The sequence below is a fragment of the Flavobacterium pisciphilum genome (assembly GCF_020905345.1).
GTDB lineage: Bacteria > Bacteroidota > Bacteroidia > Flavobacteriales > Flavobacteriaceae > Flavobacterium > Flavobacterium pisciphilum.
Window position 1 is genome coordinate 1,433,113 of sequence record NZ_JAJJMO010000001.1, and the last position, 16,802, is coordinate 1,449,914.

Below are 16,802 nucleotides of genomic sequence, written 5' to 3' on the forward strand. Positions count from 1 at the left end.
ATTCATTGTTGAAAAATAGAAAATGAAAAGCGTTTTTACAGCTTTTAATTTTAAAAATAAAATAAATACTTAAAAAATGAAATACGACGTTATTGTTTTAGGAAGTGGTCCAGGCGGATATGTTACTGCCATTAGAGCATCACAATTAGGATTTAAAGTAGCCGTAGTTGAAAAAGAAAACTTAGGTGGTGTATGCTTAAACTGGGGTTGTATCCCAACCAAAGCATTGCTTAAATCGGCGCAGGTTTTTGATTATCTAAAACACGCTTCCGATTACGGATTGACTGTTTCTGAATTCGATAAAGATTTCCCAGCAGTTGTACAACGCAGTCGTGGTGTTGCAGAAGGAATGAGCAAAGGTGTTCAATTCTTGATGAAAAAAAATAAAATTGACGTTATTGAAGGTTTTGGAAAATTAAAACCAGGAAAAAAACTTGACGTTACTGATAAAGACAATAAAGTTACTGAATATAGTGCTGACCATATCATCGTTGCTACTGGAGCTCGTTCTCGTGAGTTACCAAACTTACCTCAAGATGGAGTAAAAGTAATAGGATACCGTCAAGCAATGACATTACCAACTCAACCAAAATCAATGATAATCGTTGGTTCTGGAGCTATTGGAGTTGAGTTTGCACATTTTTATAATTCAATGGGAACTCAAGTTACTATTGTAGAATTTATGCCAAACGTAGTTCCTGTAGAAGATGAAGATATCTCAAAACAATTTGAGCGTTCATTGAAAAAAGCTGGAATTAAAATTATGACAAACTCATCAGTTGAGCGTATTGATACAACTGGTGCAGGAGTAAAAGCTTTTGTTAAAACTGCAAAAGGTGAAGAAGTTCTTGAAGCTGACATCGTACTTTCGGCTGTTGGAATCAAAACTAACATCGAAAATATCGGTCTTGAAGAAGTAGGAATCGCTGTAGACAGAGATAAAATCTTAGTAAACGCTTACAACCAAACAAATATCCCTGGATATTATGCAATTGGTGATGTTACTCCAGGTCAAGCTTTGGCTCACGTAGCTTCTGCAGAAGGAATTAACTGTGTAGAAAAAATTGCTGGATTACATGTACAACCAATCGATTACGGAAACGTTCCTGGATGTACGTATGCAACTCCAGAAATTGCTTCTGTAGGTTTAACAGAGAAACAAGCTAAAGAAAAAGGATACGAATTAAAAATTGGTAAATTCCCATTCTCAGCTTCAGGAAAAGCAAAAGCGGCTGGAACTCCAGACGGTTTTGTAAAAGTAATCTTCGATGCTAAATATGGCGAATGGTTAGGATGTCACATGATTGGTGCTGGTGTTACAGATATGATTGCTGAGGCAGTTGTAGCTCGTAAACTAGAAACTACAGGACATGAAATCTTAAAATCTATTCACCCTCACCCAACTATGAGCGAGGCTGTTATGGAAGCTGTTGCAGATGCTTACGGCGAAGTAATTCACTTGTAATAAAAATACGCAGCAATGCGTTTTTACAGTTATATATAATTTTCAATAAAAAAATCCGATTTGTGAAAGCAAGTCGGATTTTTTTATGCCTTACTGCCAAAAGGAAAAATCAACCTCAGTTTCACTTTACATTAAAACAATAAAATAGTAACATTTTTACACCTAATTACAGAATATTTTATGACAATAAAGTGTTATTTTCGCGGCACCAAAACTAACCTACAGTACTAAGATGAAAAAAGCATTCCTCATTATTACAATTACCTTATTCTCATTAAATAGTTTTTTTGCCCAAACAAATAAAACTGCGAATCCAACCTCCGAAACACAAAATATCTTTTCGAAAACATATAATTATGTAAATGATTTCGAAAAAATATTGACTCAAAATCAAGTAGACGCTCTAAAAAACACCTTAAAATCATACGAAACGAGCTCTAAAAATAAAATCATCATCGTTACAACCTCTTCGATAACCCCTTATACAAACATCCCTGAATATGCGTTGGGTTTAAACACATATTTAGCCAATCAATTAAAATTAAATACTACTGTTTTAATTATCCTAAGCAAAGGATTAAGACAAATTCAAGTTCAGGGTAACGAGCAAATACGTAATAAACTAAACTACGATGAAATTAAAGATATCATATCCAGTACAGCAATACCAGAGCTTAAAAAAGGTGATTACCATAAAGGATTAGAGGAAACAGTTTCTCAAATAATAAAAAAACTGAATTAGCCCTTAGAGACAATCACCTCTTAAACAATACCATAACATCCGATTTGTAAAAAACAGATCGGATTTTTTATTGTCAAATTCACGAACAAATTATTTTGTAAGCATAAAGCTATATATTTGTTTTTTCATAACATAAAAACAAATGCAGATGACGTTAGAAGAATACAAAAAAGAGTTTTCAGAAGATGATGCTGTTGGATGGCTATCAATTGATAAAGAATTTGAAAAACTTTATCCTAATCAAGAGCCCAAACATTTTGCCCCGCCAATACCTTATATTCTTGGTGGCGAAAATCCTCTTGATGGTGTAAGTTTTTATAACAGTACAAAACAATCAGATCATTATCATTTCATAACTTATGGTTTTTCAGAATTATATTATGCCGAAGAAAAAATAAACGGAGATTATAGCAAATGGGGATTTGAACTTACCTTTAGATTAAAACCATTTGGAGAAGATACCGAAAACCCAAACTGGGCAATTGCACTATTACAGAATATTGCTAAATATGTTTTTAGCAGTGGAAAATGGTTTGAAGAATTTCATTACATGCCTGCCAATGGTCCTATTCGGCTTGATACAGAAACAGAAATTACAGCAATAATTTTTGTATCAGATCCAGAAATCGATAAAATGCAGACTCCTCATGGTGAAGTTTCATTTTTACAAATTGTAGGAATAACTACAGCTGAATATAACGATATAAAAGAAGGCCGCAAAACAGTTGAAGGATTAGCAAATCAATTAAAAAAAGATAACCCTTTATTAATAACCGATCTGACAAGAAAATAAAATTATCGCTTTCATATAGAAATCCGATTTGTAAAAACAGGTCGGATTTTTTTATGACATGATCCGAAAATGGGTCAACCTTTCGGTTTTATCTTTTGTTTTGCTCCGCACACAAAAGGATATCGCCTCAATCCTTCACGCAAAACTCTAATAAATTCATTTTTTAATTCGTATTTTCGTTAAGCTAAAAACGTTCCAATAAATGATGTAGCAAAATGCTACTGCAATTTATAAAAAACATTAACCTAACGAAAAACATGAAAGATTCTTGGACCGAAAGATGGGATGACCGATACAGTACAGACGAATTTGCATATGGCATACATCCAAACAATTATTTAAAAGAGCAATTAGAAAAACTAAATACAGGAGCAATACTATTTCCTGCTGAAGGAGAAGGACGAAATGCCGTTTTTGCAGCCAAACTTGGTTGGACAGTTTCAGCATTTGATATAAGCATCGAAGGAAAAAACAAAGCTTTACAACTTGCCAAATCCAATAACGTAACAATCGACTATCAGGTTGGTGAACTACAAACATTAGACTATACTCCTGAACAATTTGATGCTATCGCTTTAATCTATGCACACTTTCCAGGTGACATTAAATCGTCATACCATAAAACACTCAGTAACTTTTTACGCAAAGGAGGTCTACTAATTTTTGAAGCCTTCAGTAAAAAACACATCGAGTACAATTCTAAAAATGAAAAAATTGGTGGGCCAAAAGAATTGGATATGCTATTTTCTATTGATGAAATAAAAGCTGACTTTCCAGATTACGAAATAATCGAATTGAAAGAAACAGAAATTGAATTAAACGAAGGTCTTTTTCATAACGGAAAAGGATCTGTAATACGATTTGTGGGAAGAAAAAAATGAAAAGAAGAATAACATATCAAATTGATTCTTTTACAAAAGAAAAATTCAAAGGAAATCCAGCGGGAGTAGTTGTGAATGCCGAAGGAATGAATGATTACCAAATGCAACAAATTGCAAGAGAATTAAACAATTCTGAAACTGCTTTTCTATTCCCTCCTGATACTGATGATTGCGATGGCGTTATACGGTACTTTACTCCAAGTACCGAAGTCCCAATTTGCGGACATGCCACAATCGCTGCAATGTATGCAAAAGCACTTGAAGACAATTTGGATTCTTGTGTATTACGATTTAAAACTAAAATTGGAATTCTTCCTTTTGAAATAATCAAAGATAATGCAGATTATCAAATTCTAATGACACAAGGAGCCTTCGAGCTTAGTCCAGCTTTTGATAAGGATATAACAAGCAGAATGATACCTGCATTAGGGCTAGAAGCAGCAGATATCGATGAAAGATGTCCCATTCAGATAGCCTCTACAGGACATTCAAAAGTCATGATAGGAATTAAAACTCGAAAAAAACTAAACAGTTTATCTCCAAACTACAATGCATTAGCCGAATTGAGCGAAGAGATTAATTGCAATGGCTACTTCGTTTTTACTCTTGATTCCGATGACAAGAATATTCTAACTTATGGTCGAATGTTTGCTCCCGGAATTGGTATAAATGAAGACCCTGTTACTGGCAATGCAAACGGACCTCTTGGAGGATATTTAGTTCAAAATAAAATTGTAGATTTTAAAGACAATACTTTTGAATTTAATGGCAGGCAAGGTGAAAAAATTGATAGACTTGGTTTAATAAAAGTCAAAGTTGAAATCGAAAACAACAAACCAAAATTGATACAAATAAAAGGAGATGCTGTGGCTGTATTTAGAACTGAAATCTTATTATAAAAGTAAATCCTCTTAAATAAATGCATAAATATTGTTTTTAATACTAGAGATCTAAAAAGTACCAAAAACAATAAATACAATTCACAAATCGGTTATGAGAACATTTCAAAATGAAACAAAAATTGAGCTGTTAAATGCTATGGATGAATTTAAAACAATGGCTAAACAACTAATTCATAAAGTAATCAATGAAACGAATCAACCTGAAATTGAAGCAATAAAAAAAGGAGATTACTACGAAATTGAAAATGCCGATCTTTTAAACAGACAAGAAACATTATCCGATAATTGGCTTTATGATGTTCATGGAGAACATTGTTTATTTGAGAATACAATAACTGGGCAGACGATAGAAGTTTCCCTAGGGAATAAAGATCACGTTACTAATATGGATCCTTATTTTTTCTATAATTTTCTTAAAACAACAACACATCTTGCACATCTTATTGAACATTTTAAAAATCCTTTTAAAGACATGTTGAATTTATTTGAACATTTTGAGGAGGAAAAATTATTAGAACATATTCATACCATTGAATATCGAAAAATATAAACTAGAATTGACATTTACAAAAAACTCTTAATCTTAAATATCGAATGTTATGAAATTAGATTTTAATAAATTTCCTAAATTGACAACTGAAAGATTAGTTTTGAGAAAAATTGAAAATCAAGATTTTGAACGCATTCATAAATTGCATTCTAATCCTATAGTAAATGCATTTGTAGGTCGGGATAATTCCTCCAACTTAGAGAAAGCAAAAGCATATATAATCCGAATAAATAATTTAGTTGCCAATAATGAATGTATTTATTGGGTAATCACAACAAAAGAAAACAACAATCTTATAGGTTCTATTTGTCTATGGAATTTTGATTTAGAAAACAAGATTGCCGAAATCGGATATGAGATGTTAGCTGAATACCAAGGAAAAGGATATATGTCAGAAGCATTAAAAGAGGTTATAAAATATGCCTTTGAAGAAATAAATTCATCTATTATTGCAGCATATCCATCATCTGACAATATAAACTCAGTATCAATTTTAAAGAAACTTAATTTTGAATACGAAGACAGACTTTATAATAATACACATCAAAATATACAAAACCTTGTAACCTATACATTAAGAAAAGTATAGGTTACAAGAATTCACATTTACAAAAATTAGTATCACACATGAAACAGAATAAATATGACGATGAATCTTTCTTTGAGAATTATGGCAAAATGCCACGTTCTGTCGAAGGATTAAATGCTGCAGGAGAATGGTATGTTTTACGTGAAATGTTACCTCTATTTCAAAACAAGAACGTACTTGACCTTGGTTGTGGTTATGGTTGGCATTGTATTTATGCCAAAGAACAAGGGGCAGAGAAAGTCATTGGCATTGATTTGTCTCAAAAAATGATTCGAAAAGCTAAAGAAAATTCAAAAGACTTAGCAATAGAATACAAACAAATGGCAATAGAAGATATCGACTTTCAACCTGAGGCGTTTGATATTGTGATTAGCTCCCTAGCATTTCATTATGTAGAGAATCTAAAATCTATTTTTGATAAAATTAATACAAATCTAAAAAAAGGGGGCAGTTTTGTTTTTTCAATGGAGCACCCTGCCTTCACAGCACGAGAAGAACAAGATTGGTTTACGGATAATGATGGAAATCGTTTGCACTGGCCAATTGATAATTACCAAAACGAAGGTATCAGACACACTCAATTTTTAGGTCATGAAGTAATTAAATACCACCGAACTTTTGAGACTATTGTTAACACCTTAATCAATGCTAATTTCTCGATTAAACAAATATCCGAGCCTAAACCGTCTGAGGAAATAGTAAACAAATATCCCGAAATGATAGACGAAGCCAGAAGGCCAATTTTTATATTGATTTCGGCAATTAAGAATTAATACATTCTCGATTTTAAAAAACACAACGTTTCAGCATACAATTGTTTTCGGCTTTGTTCCAAATGCATAACATGAGTACCTTTTTCTAAAACAACGTATTTTTTTGATTTAGCATTTTCAAGGGAAATAAATAAATTCTCAGCATCAGCATTATTAGGGTATTTATCCCACTCCCCTCTTATTATCAATGTTGAAGATTTGATATCTCTAGGATTGTAATAGGATTTATTGTGCAATAAATCTTCAACATCTTGATTTGGACCTGATGGAAAACGAATGCTTTCAGTTTTAAATTTTATAAGTAACGGATCGCTTTTCTTCCAAATTTCTCCCCAATTAGTAAAAACTTCCTTTTCTAATTGACATATTTTACCATCAGGAGTTAAATTCGCCATAGCATCAATTCTTTGTTTAGGCGTCATTTCATCATAAGAGCCTTGAATCTTTTCGACCACATCATTCTCGTTTCTAGCTGTTATTGTGGCAAATAAAACTAGCTTTTCGATTTTATCAGAGAATTTCGATGCATAGAGCGAAGCAACAGTTCCACCCCATGAATGCCCAATTAAATAGACTTTACTTTTACCCGTCTTTTTTATAATTAACTCAACCGCTTTATCAACATCTAAGAATACATCTTGAGCACGACCAACTACTTTACTTTCTTTAGTATTATTCTCCATTTCTGGATATCTATCCGAATTTCCGTAACCCAAGAAATCCAATGAAAATACATCATACCCATTCTCAGCTAAATTGGTCATCCAAGATGCATTATTCATTTTAAAATCAAAAGAGAGAGCCGTTGGAAATGACGAACCATGTAGAAAAAGTACCGGATAATCATCCGAAATCACATTGGGTTTGGTATGATTAATTGCAATACTTAAATTACTAATACGACTTTCTATCCTTAAAACTTCAGTAGAATTCATTGTATTTGTTTTTGAACTGGTCATACTATTTTGTGCATTTATTTGATATAGCCCTAAAAGACAAATCAATATATTTGTTTTATATCTTACCATGTTACTATTCTATTTTGTCCAAAAATAAAAACTCAATATCTTTAATACTTCATTTATCACTTAACTATGATTACATAAACACGAATTATACAATAACAAGCATCCAATATTTTTTGTAACAAAAAAATTATATCACGTCTTATAAAAAAATCATCATCATGACAATCAAATCAATCAACCACTATTTTCTACTGCTATTCTTAGCTTCATTCTCTTTATCAGCACAAGTTGATAAAAACTCCGATTTATATAAAACTATCATTTCTAAAGATAGTTTGCTCTTTAAAATTGGTTTTAATACTTGCGATGCAAATCAATTTGAAACATTACTAACCGAAGATTTCGAGTTTTATCATGACAAGGACAGCATATCCGACAGGAAAAAATTCTTGCATGATTTTCGTAACGGAATATGTCTTCCGTCTAGAAAATACTATGTCAGAAGGGAATTAGTAGCGGGAAGCACTGAAATTTATCCACTTTATAAAAACAAAACACTCTATGGTGCCGTCCAAATTGGGATGCATCGTTTTTATGAATCTACACTTGGAACAAAAGAAATCCCTGGAAGTACAGCCCGATTTACACATTTATGGCTGTTGCAAAAAGGAACATGGAAACTCGCTCGATCTCTCAGTTATGACCATATAAACAACCCAGTTACTAATAAAACAGCTATTTTTGATAATGATTCAGAGATTGAGAAATGGCTCAAAGAAAATAATGTTCCTACACTTGGTTTGGGGATAATTAATAATGGAAAACTTCAACAAATTAAAGTTTTTGGCGAAATAAAAAAAGGAGCAACAGCACCATACAATACTATTTTTAATGTTGCCTCACTCACCAAACCAATTACTGCAATGGTAACCTTAAAACTAGTTAGTTTAGGTAAATGGAACTTAGATGGGCCTCTTTACAAATATTGGATAGATCCAGATATCGCAAACGATCCAAAAACAAAAAAAATAACTACAAGATATGTTTTAAGTCATCAAACAGGTTTTCCAAATTGGCGTTGGAACAATCCTGATAAAAAACTAAACTTCCAATTTGAACCTGGAACAAAATACCAATATTCTGGCGAAGGTTTTGAATATTTGCGAAAAGCATTAGAAAAAAAATTCAATAAAAACCTGAATCAATTAGCCAAAGAATTAATTTTTAATCCTTTGCAAATGACAGACACCAATTATATATGGGATACTAAAACTGATGAAACTCGCTTTGCTATTGGATATGACCCAAAAGGGAAAGCATACGAGATAGACAGGCATAAAACAATAAATGCTGCTGATGATTTATTAACAACCATCGAAGATTACGGAAAGTTCTTAGTTAGTTTTATGAACGGTGATGGGCTATCTAAAAAAGTTTTTGAAGATTTAAAAACAAATCAAGTCGAGACAAAAGCAGGGAAACATTTTGGATTAGGTTTTGATATTTATGATTTAGGAAACGGAGAAACGGCATTGTCACATGGTGGTGCAGATCAAGGCGTACAAACTATCTTCTTTATACTTCCAAAAACAAAACAAGGTATTCTAATTTTTACCAATGTAGATGATGGATATAAAATATATGAAAAGTTGCTTACCCACTACTTAGGAGAAAAAGGCAAAAGAATAATCGAAATCGAAACAAAGTAATCGCTTTATAAACCAAAATCAATCAAAGAATAACTATGAATACGATTAACCAAACCGAACCAATTCAATGTCCGAGATGCAAATCGACACAAATATATATAGATAAAAAAGGGTTTAGCGGAAAGAAAGCTTGCTGTGGGGCAATTTTAGCTGGTCCTTTGGGATTGTTATGTGGTACACACAAAGCCAATAAAATCAGAGTAACTTGTCTAAAATGCAAACATACTTGGTAAATGAAACTAAATGAATTTACTTTAGGTTGTCACGGAATTCCCGAAAGGTGTTTTAAAATTAATGAAAAACACATGCCTTTTTGTGCAAGGTGTTTAGGCGCTAGTATTGGCCATATCTTTTGTGCAATTTGTTACTTTTTTTATTTCCTACCACCCTTTTATTTTTCGATTATTGGATTGGCATTCATGCTTGCAGATTGGTATTTTCAAAACACATTAAACAAATACCATAGCAATTTCATGAGACTGGTAACAGGTACAATAGGCGGTTTTTCGATGGGAATAATCATCTGGAAAACATTTGATTTAATATTGAAATTTTAAACATGGCTGTACCTCAAAACAAAACAGAATTATTAAGTGATATCGAAAAAACGTACAAAAAACTCCAAAGTGATTTAAAGACTATTCCTGTTGAGTTCACAAACGAGAAAACACTCGATGGACATGCAAAAGATACAATGATGAGTGTAAACAACTTAATTTCGTACTTAATTGGTTGGGGAGAATTGGTATTAAAATGGCATCATAAAAAGAATAATAACCAAACTGTGGATTTCCCAGAAACGGGTTATAAATGGAATGAACTCGGCAAACTTGCTCAGAAATTTTATTCTGATTATCAAGATTTAGATTTTCTACAATTACAAGAAAAATTAGAAACAACGGTAAATAACCTGCAAACGTTGATTAAAAACTATGATAACGAAACGCTCTATAAACAAGAGTGGTATGAAAAATGGACAATGGGAAGAATGATACAATTTAATACCTCATCTCCATATAAAAATGCCAGAGGTAGAATAAGACAATGGAAAAAAGAAAATAGCTTGAAATAAGTTACTTAAAAACTATTAAATTCCCGAACCTATATGAATTAGTTCGGGAATTTTTTTTGACATACATCAATGTTTTCCCTTTATTATTTAAACAATTTTGTCATATTAAATTTTAATCATGAACAAAAAGTATTCGAATATGGTACCATTTTATTGGTTGCAACCTGCCTAATGATGATCATAACATTTGTGATTTCTACACACAATTATTCTTCATACTAGAAAACTAGTTCAAAAAACAACTTCAAAATGATTACTGCAATAGAAAATGAAAATCCGTTATTATTATTTGGTACAAATAGTCAAGAACGTGTTGAGAATGCAATTAAAGAACTTAAAATAGGTAAAGGAATTTTATTAATAGATGATAAAGACCGTGAAAATGAAGGCGACTTAGTTTTTTCAGCACAACATATGTCTGTTGCTGATATGGCGCTAATGATTCGGGAATGCAGCGGAATCGTATGCCTTTGTCTTACGAATGAGAAAGCTGATGAATTAAAATTACCTTATATGGTCAAAGAAAACACTAGCCTTTTCCAAACTCCATTTACAGTATCAATAGAAGCTAAAGAAGGTGTCACAACCGGTCTTTCGGCATCAGATAGAATTCAAACGATAAGAACAGCCTCTGTTGATTTTGCCAAACCTACAGATCTAGTAAAACCAGGGCATATTTTTCCGCTAAGAGCAAATGACAAGGGTGTCCTACAAAGAAATGGTCATACAGAGGGAAGTATCGATTTAATGAAATTGTCTGACCTAAAACCTCAAGCTGTATTATGTGAATTAATGAATCCTAATGGAACTATGGCAAGGTTACCTGAGATTTTATCATTTGCTAAGAAACATCAAATGGTTGTTTTAACAATAGAGGATATCGTACATTATCGTAAGTTTGTTAGAGATTTTATTTAAAACATGAAAGAGCAATTAGCTAAATATATAAAAGAGGTATCTTCAGTTACAGATGAAGAGCTAGATAAGATTCTTAATTATTTCAATCCTTTGGAGATAGAAAAAAATGAACTCTTAGTTATTCAGGGACAAACTACCCAACGAATGTACTTTATTTGTAATGGTTGCTTGCGTATATTTTTTATAACAGAAGAAGGGCAAGAAGCAACACGATATCTAGGTTTCGAGAATAATTTTGTAACTGCTTTATCTAGCTTTGTATTAAGTGAGCCTTCTTTGGAATTTGTTCAAGCATTAGAGCCTACAGAATTACTTTATATCTCTCGTCAGGATTTTTATCATTTGCTAGAAAGCATCCCAAATTGGGGCAGTTTTTACAGACACTATATGGAAATGGCCTATGTAACCAATACCAAAAGGCTTATGTCATTCTTAACCCAAAATGCCACCGAAAGATACAAACACCTGCTAGATACTAATCCAAAAGTAACACAACGTTTATCAAACAAAATAGTTTCTTCCTACCTCAACATTTCACAAGAAACATTAAGTAGAGTAAAATCTAAACCTTAAATTTAGTTTCATCTCAAAAAAAACAAAAACAGGCAATACTAGTTTCTAGCAATTGCCTGTTTTTGTTTATATACACAGCTATATTTTTCATAACTTCGTTTACTGCCACAAAGGCAATTAAGCGTAATGAATCAATCAAATATCAACATACCAGCCAATAAAGCAATTAGTCTGCAAATGGTCGAAATCCCTCAAGGTGAAATCACATTAAGAGACGATCGTATTAAAAACACATGGACAGTTCGCATAGAATCTTTTTTAATGGCAAAATATGCCGTGACTCAGGACTTGTATTTTGAAATCACTCAGCAATCACCAAGTACTTCTAAAGGAAATCAAAAACCTGTCGAAACGGTGTCTTGGAAAGAGGCTGTATGGCAAAAAACCGTAGAAGAAGTCATCCTATCTCATTTAAAATTGATGACTTAGGATTTCGATTGGCTAGAAACTTATAATACTATATAAAATTAAATATGAACCGAATTACCGTTTTTTGTGGATCAAGTTTTGGAAATAAAAAAGAATATGAAACTCAAGCTTTTCAGCTTGGGCAAATAATGTCCGAAAATAAAATAGACTTAGTTTATGGCGGAGCCAATGTAGGACTTATGGGAGCTGTTGCTGATGGTGTTTTAAATAAAAATGGAAAAGTGATTGGTGTTTTACCAGACTTTTTGAGAAACAAAGAAATTGCACACGATAATTTAACTGAGTTAATTATTGTGAAAAGTATGCATGAAAGAAAAACAAAAATGAACGATTTAAGCGATGGTGTAATTGCTTTACCGGGTGGGTTTGGAACATTAGAAGAGTTTTTTGAAATGCTTACATGGGCACAACTAGGTCTACATAAAAAGCCAATTGGAATTTTGAATATCGATGGTTTCTATGATTTATTATTGGAATTTATTATGAAAATGGTAAACGAAGGTTTCCTAAAAGAGATAAACCAACAAATGATAATCGTAAGCAACAACTCTCAAGAGTTACTTGATAAAATGAAAAATTACGTAGCCCCTGAGGTGGGTAAATGGATTAAAAAAGGAAATGAATAAATCATTAAAATCAAAAATATGCCTACCGATAATTTAAATTTAGAAATCCCAAAATTGATTTTTAATGCAAGTGGAGAATTAATAATCCTCCCTTCCCCTACTTCATCTAAAGATGATTTTGATTTTTTTCAGGGGAAATCAAATATTATAAATAAAAAACTAAAATACCGATTTTCTAATTGCAGGGAATGGATTGAATTTCCATCGACTCAGGAAATGTACAAAGTCCTTAACGGAATTGGTAATATCGATAATTTCCTTGCAGAATTTAACGGAGAACCTTTTGAAGGGATGACAGTTCGGTTATTTAACCCAGAAACAAAACTGTGGAGTATTTATTGGTCAGATTCTAATACAGGAGTTCTCGACAAACCTGTTATAGGTTCATTCGAAAAAAAAGTAGGTCATTTTTTTTCAAGAGATATTTATGAAGGAAAAAAAGTAATTCAACTATTCCGTTGGGATGCAAGAGATAAAAACAATCCTATTTGGAGCCAAGCAATGTCTGCCAATAATGGTGAAACTTGGGAATGGAATTGGTATATGTACATGACCAAAGTAAAATAAAAAAACTCCTTTTAAATTAAATATGAAAAACAAATCAAATCCGGTTGTTTATTTTGAGATTCCTGTAAACGATATGGAAAGAGCCGTGCAATTTTATTCGGCAGTTTTTAATTTTGAGTTTGAAAGAGATGTTATTCATGATAACGAAATGGCATTTTTTCCACTTTCCGAAGACAATAGCGGAATTTCTGGAGCTTTGGCAAAAGGAGAAATATACAAGCCTACAATAAACGGAACACTCATTTATTTTAAAACTGAAGATATTGATGCAACTTTAAACTTAGCATTGAAAAATGGTGCTGAAGTTTTATTTCCAATAACCTCAAATGGAGAATTTGGTTCAGTAGCCGAATTTAAAGATTGCGAAGGAAACAGAATTGCATTACATATGGCTAATAAATAATGTCATTAAAGAAGAAACCCTTGAAATACAAATTCGCCAGATGAAGGCATTACATATACCTACTAAATAAATCATATGAACTCATTAAAAAGCATCAAAGCTGTTTTAAAAACTGGTGAAGAAAAGCTTACTTATAATGAAAAAAACTTAAATTTTTCATTGCTCGATTTTTGGCGCTGGAGTGTTTCTGATATTGTAAGTAATGCTACTCGTGGACGTCTTGCTGAATTCATCGTAGCAACTGCGGTAAACATTGATATAAAAGAAATTAGAGATGAGTGGGGAGCTTTTGATTTAGAAACATCAGAAAACATAAAAATAGAAGTAAAATCTGCTGCTTATATTCAGTCTTGGGAACAAAAAAAGCTATCAACAATTAGTTTCAGTACAAAACCATCACAACCTTGGAGTTCAGAAATTGATAAACGCTCAACAATTGCGATTCGAAGTGCAGATGTGTATGTTTTTTGCCTTTTACATCATTCCGACAAATCAACAATAAATCCTCTAAATCTAAATCATTGGGAATTTTATGTTTTATCAACTGAAAAATTAAATAACTACAAAAGAAGTCAACATTCAATAACAATAAAATCTTTAAGGGATTTAACCGCTCCTGTTGAATATGATAAATTAAAAAGTAAAATAGAGCAAACAACAAAGCATTTAGTATAGTTTAATAGAAACAATCCATTAAAAATGTCAGGAGAAAAAGATTTAGAAAAATTACTCAAAAGCATGAAACCCAAACACAATGTTGGTGATTATGTTTTTTGCACCATAAAAAGCCTTGAAAATATAGCTACCAAAGATGTCGTAATGTCATTTGTAGAAAGTGAAGGCATTACTTTAATCTTAAAAAAAGAAATTGCTGACGAATTAAAACTCAATTATTCTGTTGTGATGTCGTGGATAACGCTTACTGTACATTCTTCTTTGGAAGCTGTAGGTTTAACTGCTGCATTCGCAAAAGCGCTTTCGGATAATGAAATTAGTTGTAATGTTGTTGCGGCATTTTATCACGATCATATCTTTGTAAATAAAAGAGATACGGACCAAGCGATTGCTATTTTAAATAAATTTTCAGAATAAAAACTAGTTATTATTGCATAAAAAATTAAATTTTTAATTATTATTCCATGACAACAGACATCATAGAATTGAACAACTTCATCGTTTTAATCGAGCAATCAAATACCGAAAAAACTATTATTGAAAAATGTGAAATCGATGGTGATGTTATAGGTTTTGCCTTCTATGGCTCAGGAAATGTTGAATTAGAAATTACTTACGAAAATAAAAACATCGTTATAAACAATACCACAGGAATTGCAATTTCCTTTTTTGGTAATAGCAAAGTAGGATTTGCACATAAAATATCTCCTAATAAACCATTGCAATCGATTAGTGTATTTATGAAAATAAAAAATCTAAATACACTACCTGAACGTGAAAGTGAAATTTTCACTGAATATTTACAACAACTTCTTCATCCTGAAGCTAATTTTGTCAAAGGTCCAAGTTTTTATATGTCCCCCGATATGCAAAACGCAGTCCAAAAAATATTCAACACCCAATATAAAGGAGATACTAGATTAATGTTTCTTAAAAGTCAGATAACTGAATTACTAGCACATTTCTTTGCTTTTCTTGCTGCTGATAAAGAAGAAAGCATAAAAGAAACTGACCGAGAAAAGCTATTTCAAGCAAAAGAAATCATAACTCAAAATATTGCTACACCACCCTCATTAAGCGAATTGTCAAAACTAATTGGGCTTAACAATAACAAACTCAAAAAGAATTTTAAAGAGCTCTTTGGTATTCCTGTATTTAAATACCTTCAAGACCAACGACTGAATAAAGCACATGAATTATTAAGCAATACAGATAAAAACATTCAAGAAACTGCTTGGTTTGTGGGCTACGAAAGTTTAAGCTCTTTCTCGAATGCCTTTCATAAAAAATTCGGGCTTCGACCAAGCGAACTGAAAAAATAATTCTTTTCGAACAAATTTTAATACTTCTCAAACAAACATCTGATAATCAATTGTTCTAATTTTACTTTGTTAACTAAAACAATCTAATTATGGAACCATTTATTATCGATACAAAAACTATAGTACTACTACTTACTACATTACTAACAGGTCTTTTGGCTGGAATCTTTTTTACTTGGACAAATGCCGTAACTCCAGGTATCGGACATCTTGATGATATTAATTATCTGAGGGCTTTCCAGAATATGAATCGAAGCATTGTAAACCCACTATTCTTAATTGTTTTTTTAGGGCCTGTATTACTATCGTTTGTTACAGTTTACCTTTATAAATCAAATCATCATTATATTTTATGGCTGCTATTATTAGCTGCAATCATTTATTTAATTGGCGTTTTTTTGATAACAATTATGGGGAACATTCCACTTAATAGCCTTTTAGACAAAACCGATTTAACCAATATAACATTAGAGGATGCTAAAAGTTTAAGAGATCAATTTGAAGTAAAATGGAACTTCCTGCACTTGATACGAACCATAACTGCAACGCTATCTTTTTTATTATTAATTATTGTGTGCTTGTTTAAAAACTGCTCTTTTTAGTAGTAAATCCAAATAAAATTGCAGGTTTGATTATAGTCACGACTGCTTTACTACTTGATGCATTAATAACAGCCCCTTTTGCCATAATTCCAAATCATGGCAGTTACCATCGTTTTTTTACTAGTAAATTACTCTGGATTCTTGTTGCAGAGAATCTTACGATTGTATACTTTTATTGGAAATTAAAAATTAAATCACATACATATCGTTCGTATTAAAATTAAAGTAATCAATAAAATTTTA

Annotated in this window: 24 protein-coding genes; 23 read left to right on the forward strand and 1 reads right to left on the reverse strand. The window is 31.9% G+C overall.

The features are described from left to right. The first annotated feature begins 76 nt into the window (after positions 1–76). From lpdA to LNQ49_RS05565, 8 genes are all read left to right on the forward strand, one after another. A complete protein-coding gene (gene lpdA, locus LNQ49_RS05530) occupies positions 77–1,465 on the forward strand; it encodes a dihydrolipoyl dehydrogenase (RefSeq protein WP_229987685.1) in 1,389 nt (462 codons plus the stop codon). A gap of 232 nt (positions 1,466–1,697) precedes the next feature. Further along, on the forward strand, positions 1,698–2,207 hold the full coding sequence (locus LNQ49_RS05535; protein WP_229987686.1) for a TPM domain-containing protein: 510 nt from the start codon (positions 1,698–1,700) through the stop codon (positions 2,205–2,207). A 148-nt stretch (positions 2,208–2,355) separates the two neighbouring features. Continuing rightward, entirely contained in the window at positions 2,356–3,000 is a 645-nt protein-coding gene (locus LNQ49_RS05540) for a suppressor of fused domain protein (RefSeq protein WP_229987687.1), read from the forward strand. 257 nt (positions 3,001–3,257) lie between these two features. Then, positions 3,258–3,881, forward strand: coding sequence for a class I SAM-dependent methyltransferase (locus tag LNQ49_RS05545; protein ID WP_229987688.1), 624 nt, complete (start codon positions 3,258–3,260; stop codon positions 3,879–3,881). Further along, positions 3,878–4,780 (forward strand): PhzF family isomerase, encoded by a 903-nt coding sequence (locus tag LNQ49_RS05550; RefSeq protein WP_229987689.1) that lies wholly within the window; start codon positions 3,878–3,880, stop codon positions 4,778–4,780. Before LNQ49_RS05545 ends, LNQ49_RS05550 begins: the two co-directional genes overlap by 4 nt. A 94-nt stretch (positions 4,781–4,874) precedes the next feature. Continuing rightward, positions 4,875–5,333, forward strand: a complete 459-nt coding sequence (locus LNQ49_RS05555) for a DUF6896 domain-containing protein (RefSeq protein ID WP_229987690.1) — start codon at positions 4,875–4,877, stop codon at positions 5,331–5,333. 49 nt (positions 5,334–5,382) lie between these two features. Further along, the gene (locus tag LNQ49_RS05560; protein WP_229987691.1) at positions 5,383–5,922 is read left to right on the forward strand and encodes a GNAT family N-acetyltransferase; all 540 of its coding nucleotides are present in this window, start codon (positions 5,383–5,385) and stop codon (positions 5,920–5,922) included. A gap of 38 nt (positions 5,923–5,960) precedes the next feature. Next, the gene (locus LNQ49_RS05565; RefSeq protein ID WP_229987692.1) at positions 5,961–6,695 is read left to right on the forward strand and encodes a class I SAM-dependent methyltransferase; all 735 of its coding nucleotides are present in this window, start codon (positions 5,961–5,963) and stop codon (positions 6,693–6,695) included. Here the strand turns inward: LNQ49_RS05565 and LNQ49_RS05570 are convergent. Further along, the gene (locus LNQ49_RS05570; RefSeq protein ID WP_229987693.1) at positions 6,692–7,630 is read right to left on the reverse strand and encodes an alpha/beta hydrolase; all 939 of its coding nucleotides are present in this window, start codon (positions 7,628–7,630) and stop codon (positions 6,692–6,694) included. The genes LNQ49_RS05565 and LNQ49_RS05570 overlap by 4 nt on opposite strands. A 251-nt stretch (positions 7,631–7,881) precedes the next feature. On the opposite strand from LNQ49_RS05570, the gene LNQ49_RS05575 reads away from it, so the two are divergent. The 15 genes from LNQ49_RS05575 (at position 7,882) to LNQ49_RS05645 (ending at position 16,777) form a co-directional block, all read left to right on the forward strand. Then, entirely contained in the window at positions 7,882–9,372 is a 1,491-nt protein-coding gene (locus LNQ49_RS05575; protein ID WP_229987694.1) for a serine hydrolase domain-containing protein, read from the forward strand. A gap of 35 nt (positions 9,373–9,407) precedes the next feature. Continuing rightward, positions 9,408–9,605 (forward strand): hypothetical protein, encoded by a 198-nt coding sequence (locus LNQ49_RS05580; RefSeq protein ID WP_229987695.1) that lies wholly within the window; start codon positions 9,408–9,410, stop codon positions 9,603–9,605. Next, complete coding sequence (locus LNQ49_RS05585; protein ID WP_229987696.1) at positions 9,606–9,929, forward strand: DUF2085 domain-containing protein; 324 nt, start codon at positions 9,606–9,608, stop codon at positions 9,927–9,929. It begins immediately after the preceding gene. Positions 9,930–9,931: 2 nt separating this feature from the next. Beyond that, positions 9,932–10,444, forward strand: coding sequence for a ClbS/DfsB family four-helix bundle protein (locus LNQ49_RS05590; RefSeq protein ID WP_229987697.1), 513 nt, complete (start codon positions 9,932–9,934; stop codon positions 10,442–10,444). 249 nt (positions 10,445–10,693) lie between these two features. Beyond that, positions 10,694–11,362 (forward strand): 3,4-dihydroxy-2-butanone-4-phosphate synthase, encoded by a 669-nt coding sequence (gene ribB, locus LNQ49_RS05595; RefSeq protein WP_229987698.1) that lies wholly within the window; start codon positions 10,694–10,696, stop codon positions 11,360–11,362. A 3-nt stretch (positions 11,363–11,365) separates the two neighbouring features. Then, entirely contained in the window at positions 11,366–11,935 is a 570-nt protein-coding gene (locus tag LNQ49_RS05600; RefSeq protein WP_229987699.1) for a Crp/Fnr family transcriptional regulator, read from the forward strand. Positions 11,936–12,061: 126 nt separating this feature from the next. After that, positions 12,062–12,364 (forward strand): hypothetical protein, encoded by a 303-nt coding sequence (locus LNQ49_RS05605; RefSeq protein ID WP_229987700.1) that lies wholly within the window; start codon positions 12,062–12,064, stop codon positions 12,362–12,364. A gap of 44 nt (positions 12,365–12,408) precedes the next feature. After that, positions 12,409–12,990, forward strand: a complete 582-nt coding sequence (locus LNQ49_RS05610) for an LOG family protein (protein WP_229987701.1) — start codon at positions 12,409–12,411, stop codon at positions 12,988–12,990. Positions 12,991–13,008: 18 nt separating this feature from the next. Continuing rightward, positions 13,009–13,557, forward strand: a complete 549-nt coding sequence (locus tag LNQ49_RS05615) for a hypothetical protein (protein WP_229987702.1) — start codon at positions 13,009–13,011, stop codon at positions 13,555–13,557. Between the two features lie 22 nt (positions 13,558–13,579). Beyond that, on the forward strand, positions 13,580–13,960 hold the full coding sequence (locus tag LNQ49_RS05620) for a VOC family protein (protein WP_229987703.1): 381 nt from the start codon (positions 13,580–13,582) through the stop codon (positions 13,958–13,960). A 75-nt stretch (positions 13,961–14,035) separates the two neighbouring features. Next, positions 14,036–14,635, forward strand: coding sequence for a hypothetical protein (locus tag LNQ49_RS05625; protein WP_229987704.1), 600 nt, complete (start codon positions 14,036–14,038; stop codon positions 14,633–14,635). 24 nt (positions 14,636–14,659) lie between these two features. Further along, the gene (locus LNQ49_RS05630; protein WP_229987705.1) at positions 14,660–15,052 is read left to right on the forward strand and encodes an ACT domain-containing protein; all 393 of its coding nucleotides are present in this window, start codon (positions 14,660–14,662) and stop codon (positions 15,050–15,052) included. A gap of 47 nt (positions 15,053–15,099) precedes the next feature. Then, entirely contained in the window at positions 15,100–15,957 is an 858-nt protein-coding gene (locus LNQ49_RS05635) for a helix-turn-helix domain-containing protein (RefSeq protein ID WP_229987706.1), read from the forward strand. An 89-nt stretch (positions 15,958–16,046) separates the two neighbouring features. Then, complete coding sequence (locus LNQ49_RS05640; RefSeq protein ID WP_229987707.1) at positions 16,047–16,559, forward strand: anthrone oxygenase family protein; 513 nt, start codon at positions 16,047–16,049, stop codon at positions 16,557–16,559. 26 nt (positions 16,560–16,585) lie between these two features. Then, positions 16,586–16,777, forward strand: coding sequence for a DUF5367 family protein (locus LNQ49_RS05645; protein ID WP_229987708.1), 192 nt, complete (start codon positions 16,586–16,588; stop codon positions 16,775–16,777). Positions 16,778–16,802 lie beyond the last annotated feature (25 nt).

Coding starts and splice junctions, on each gene's coding strand:
- LNQ49_RS05600 (WP_229987699.1), top strand. CDS start 11,366: ATGAAAGAGCAATTAGCTAAATATATAAAAGAGGTATCTTCAGTTACA.
- LNQ49_RS05575 (WP_229987694.1), top strand. CDS start 7,882: ATGACAATCAAATCAATCAACCACTATTTTCTACTGCTATTCTTAGCT.
- LNQ49_RS05545 (WP_229987688.1), top strand. CDS start 3,258: ATGAAAGATTCTTGGACCGAAAGATGGGATGACCGATACAGTACAGAC.
- LNQ49_RS05610 (WP_229987701.1), top strand. CDS start 12,409: ATGAACCGAATTACCGTTTTTTGTGGATCAAGTTTTGGAAATAAAAAA.
- LNQ49_RS05620 (WP_229987703.1), top strand. CDS start 13,580: ATGAAAAACAAATCAAATCCGGTTGTTTATTTTGAGATTCCTGTAAAC.
- LNQ49_RS05550 (WP_229987689.1), top strand. CDS start 3,878: ATGAAAAGAAGAATAACATATCAAATTGATTCTTTTACAAAAGAAAAA.
- LNQ49_RS05635 (WP_229987706.1), top strand. CDS start 15,100: ATGACAACAGACATCATAGAATTGAACAACTTCATCGTTTTAATCGAG.
- LNQ49_RS05565 (WP_229987692.1), top strand. CDS start 5,961: ATGAAACAGAATAAATATGACGATGAATCTTTCTTTGAGAATTATGGC.
- LNQ49_RS05640 (WP_229987707.1), top strand. CDS start 16,047: ATGGAACCATTTATTATCGATACAAAAACTATAGTACTACTACTTACT.
- LNQ49_RS05580 (WP_229987695.1), top strand. CDS start 9,408: ATGAATACGATTAACCAAACCGAACCAATTCAATGTCCGAGATGCAAA.
- LNQ49_RS05625 (WP_229987704.1), top strand. CDS start 14,036: ATGAACTCATTAAAAAGCATCAAAGCTGTTTTAAAAACTGGTGAAGAA.
- LNQ49_RS05605 (WP_229987700.1), top strand. CDS start 12,062: ATGAATCAATCAAATATCAACATACCAGCCAATAAAGCAATTAGTCTG.
- ribB (WP_229987698.1), top strand. CDS start 10,694: ATGATTACTGCAATAGAAAATGAAAATCCGTTATTATTATTTGGTACA.
- LNQ49_RS05535 (WP_229987686.1), top strand. CDS start 1,698: ATGAAAAAAGCATTCCTCATTATTACAATTACCTTATTCTCATTAAAT.
- LNQ49_RS05630 (WP_229987705.1), top strand. CDS start 14,660: ATGTCAGGAGAAAAAGATTTAGAAAAATTACTCAAAAGCATGAAACCC.
- lpdA (WP_229987685.1), top strand. CDS start 77: ATGAAATACGACGTTATTGTTTTAGGAAGTGGTCCAGGCGGATATGTT.
- LNQ49_RS05540 (WP_229987687.1), top strand. CDS start 2,356: ATGACGTTAGAAGAATACAAAAAAGAGTTTTCAGAAGATGATGCTGTT.
- LNQ49_RS05615 (WP_229987702.1), top strand. CDS start 13,009: ATGCCTACCGATAATTTAAATTTAGAAATCCCAAAATTGATTTTTAAT.
- LNQ49_RS05555 (WP_229987690.1), top strand. CDS start 4,875: ATGAGAACATTTCAAAATGAAACAAAAATTGAGCTGTTAAATGCTATG.
- LNQ49_RS05585 (WP_229987696.1), top strand. CDS start 9,606: ATGAAACTAAATGAATTTACTTTAGGTTGTCACGGAATTCCCGAAAGG.
- LNQ49_RS05590 (WP_229987697.1), top strand. CDS start 9,932: ATGGCTGTACCTCAAAACAAAACAGAATTATTAAGTGATATCGAAAAA.
- LNQ49_RS05570 (WP_229987693.1), bottom strand. CDS start 7,630: ATGAATTCTACTGAAGTTTTAAGGATAGAAAGTCGTATTAGTAATTTA.
- LNQ49_RS05560 (WP_229987691.1), top strand. CDS start 5,383: ATGAAATTAGATTTTAATAAATTTCCTAAATTGACAACTGAAAGATTA.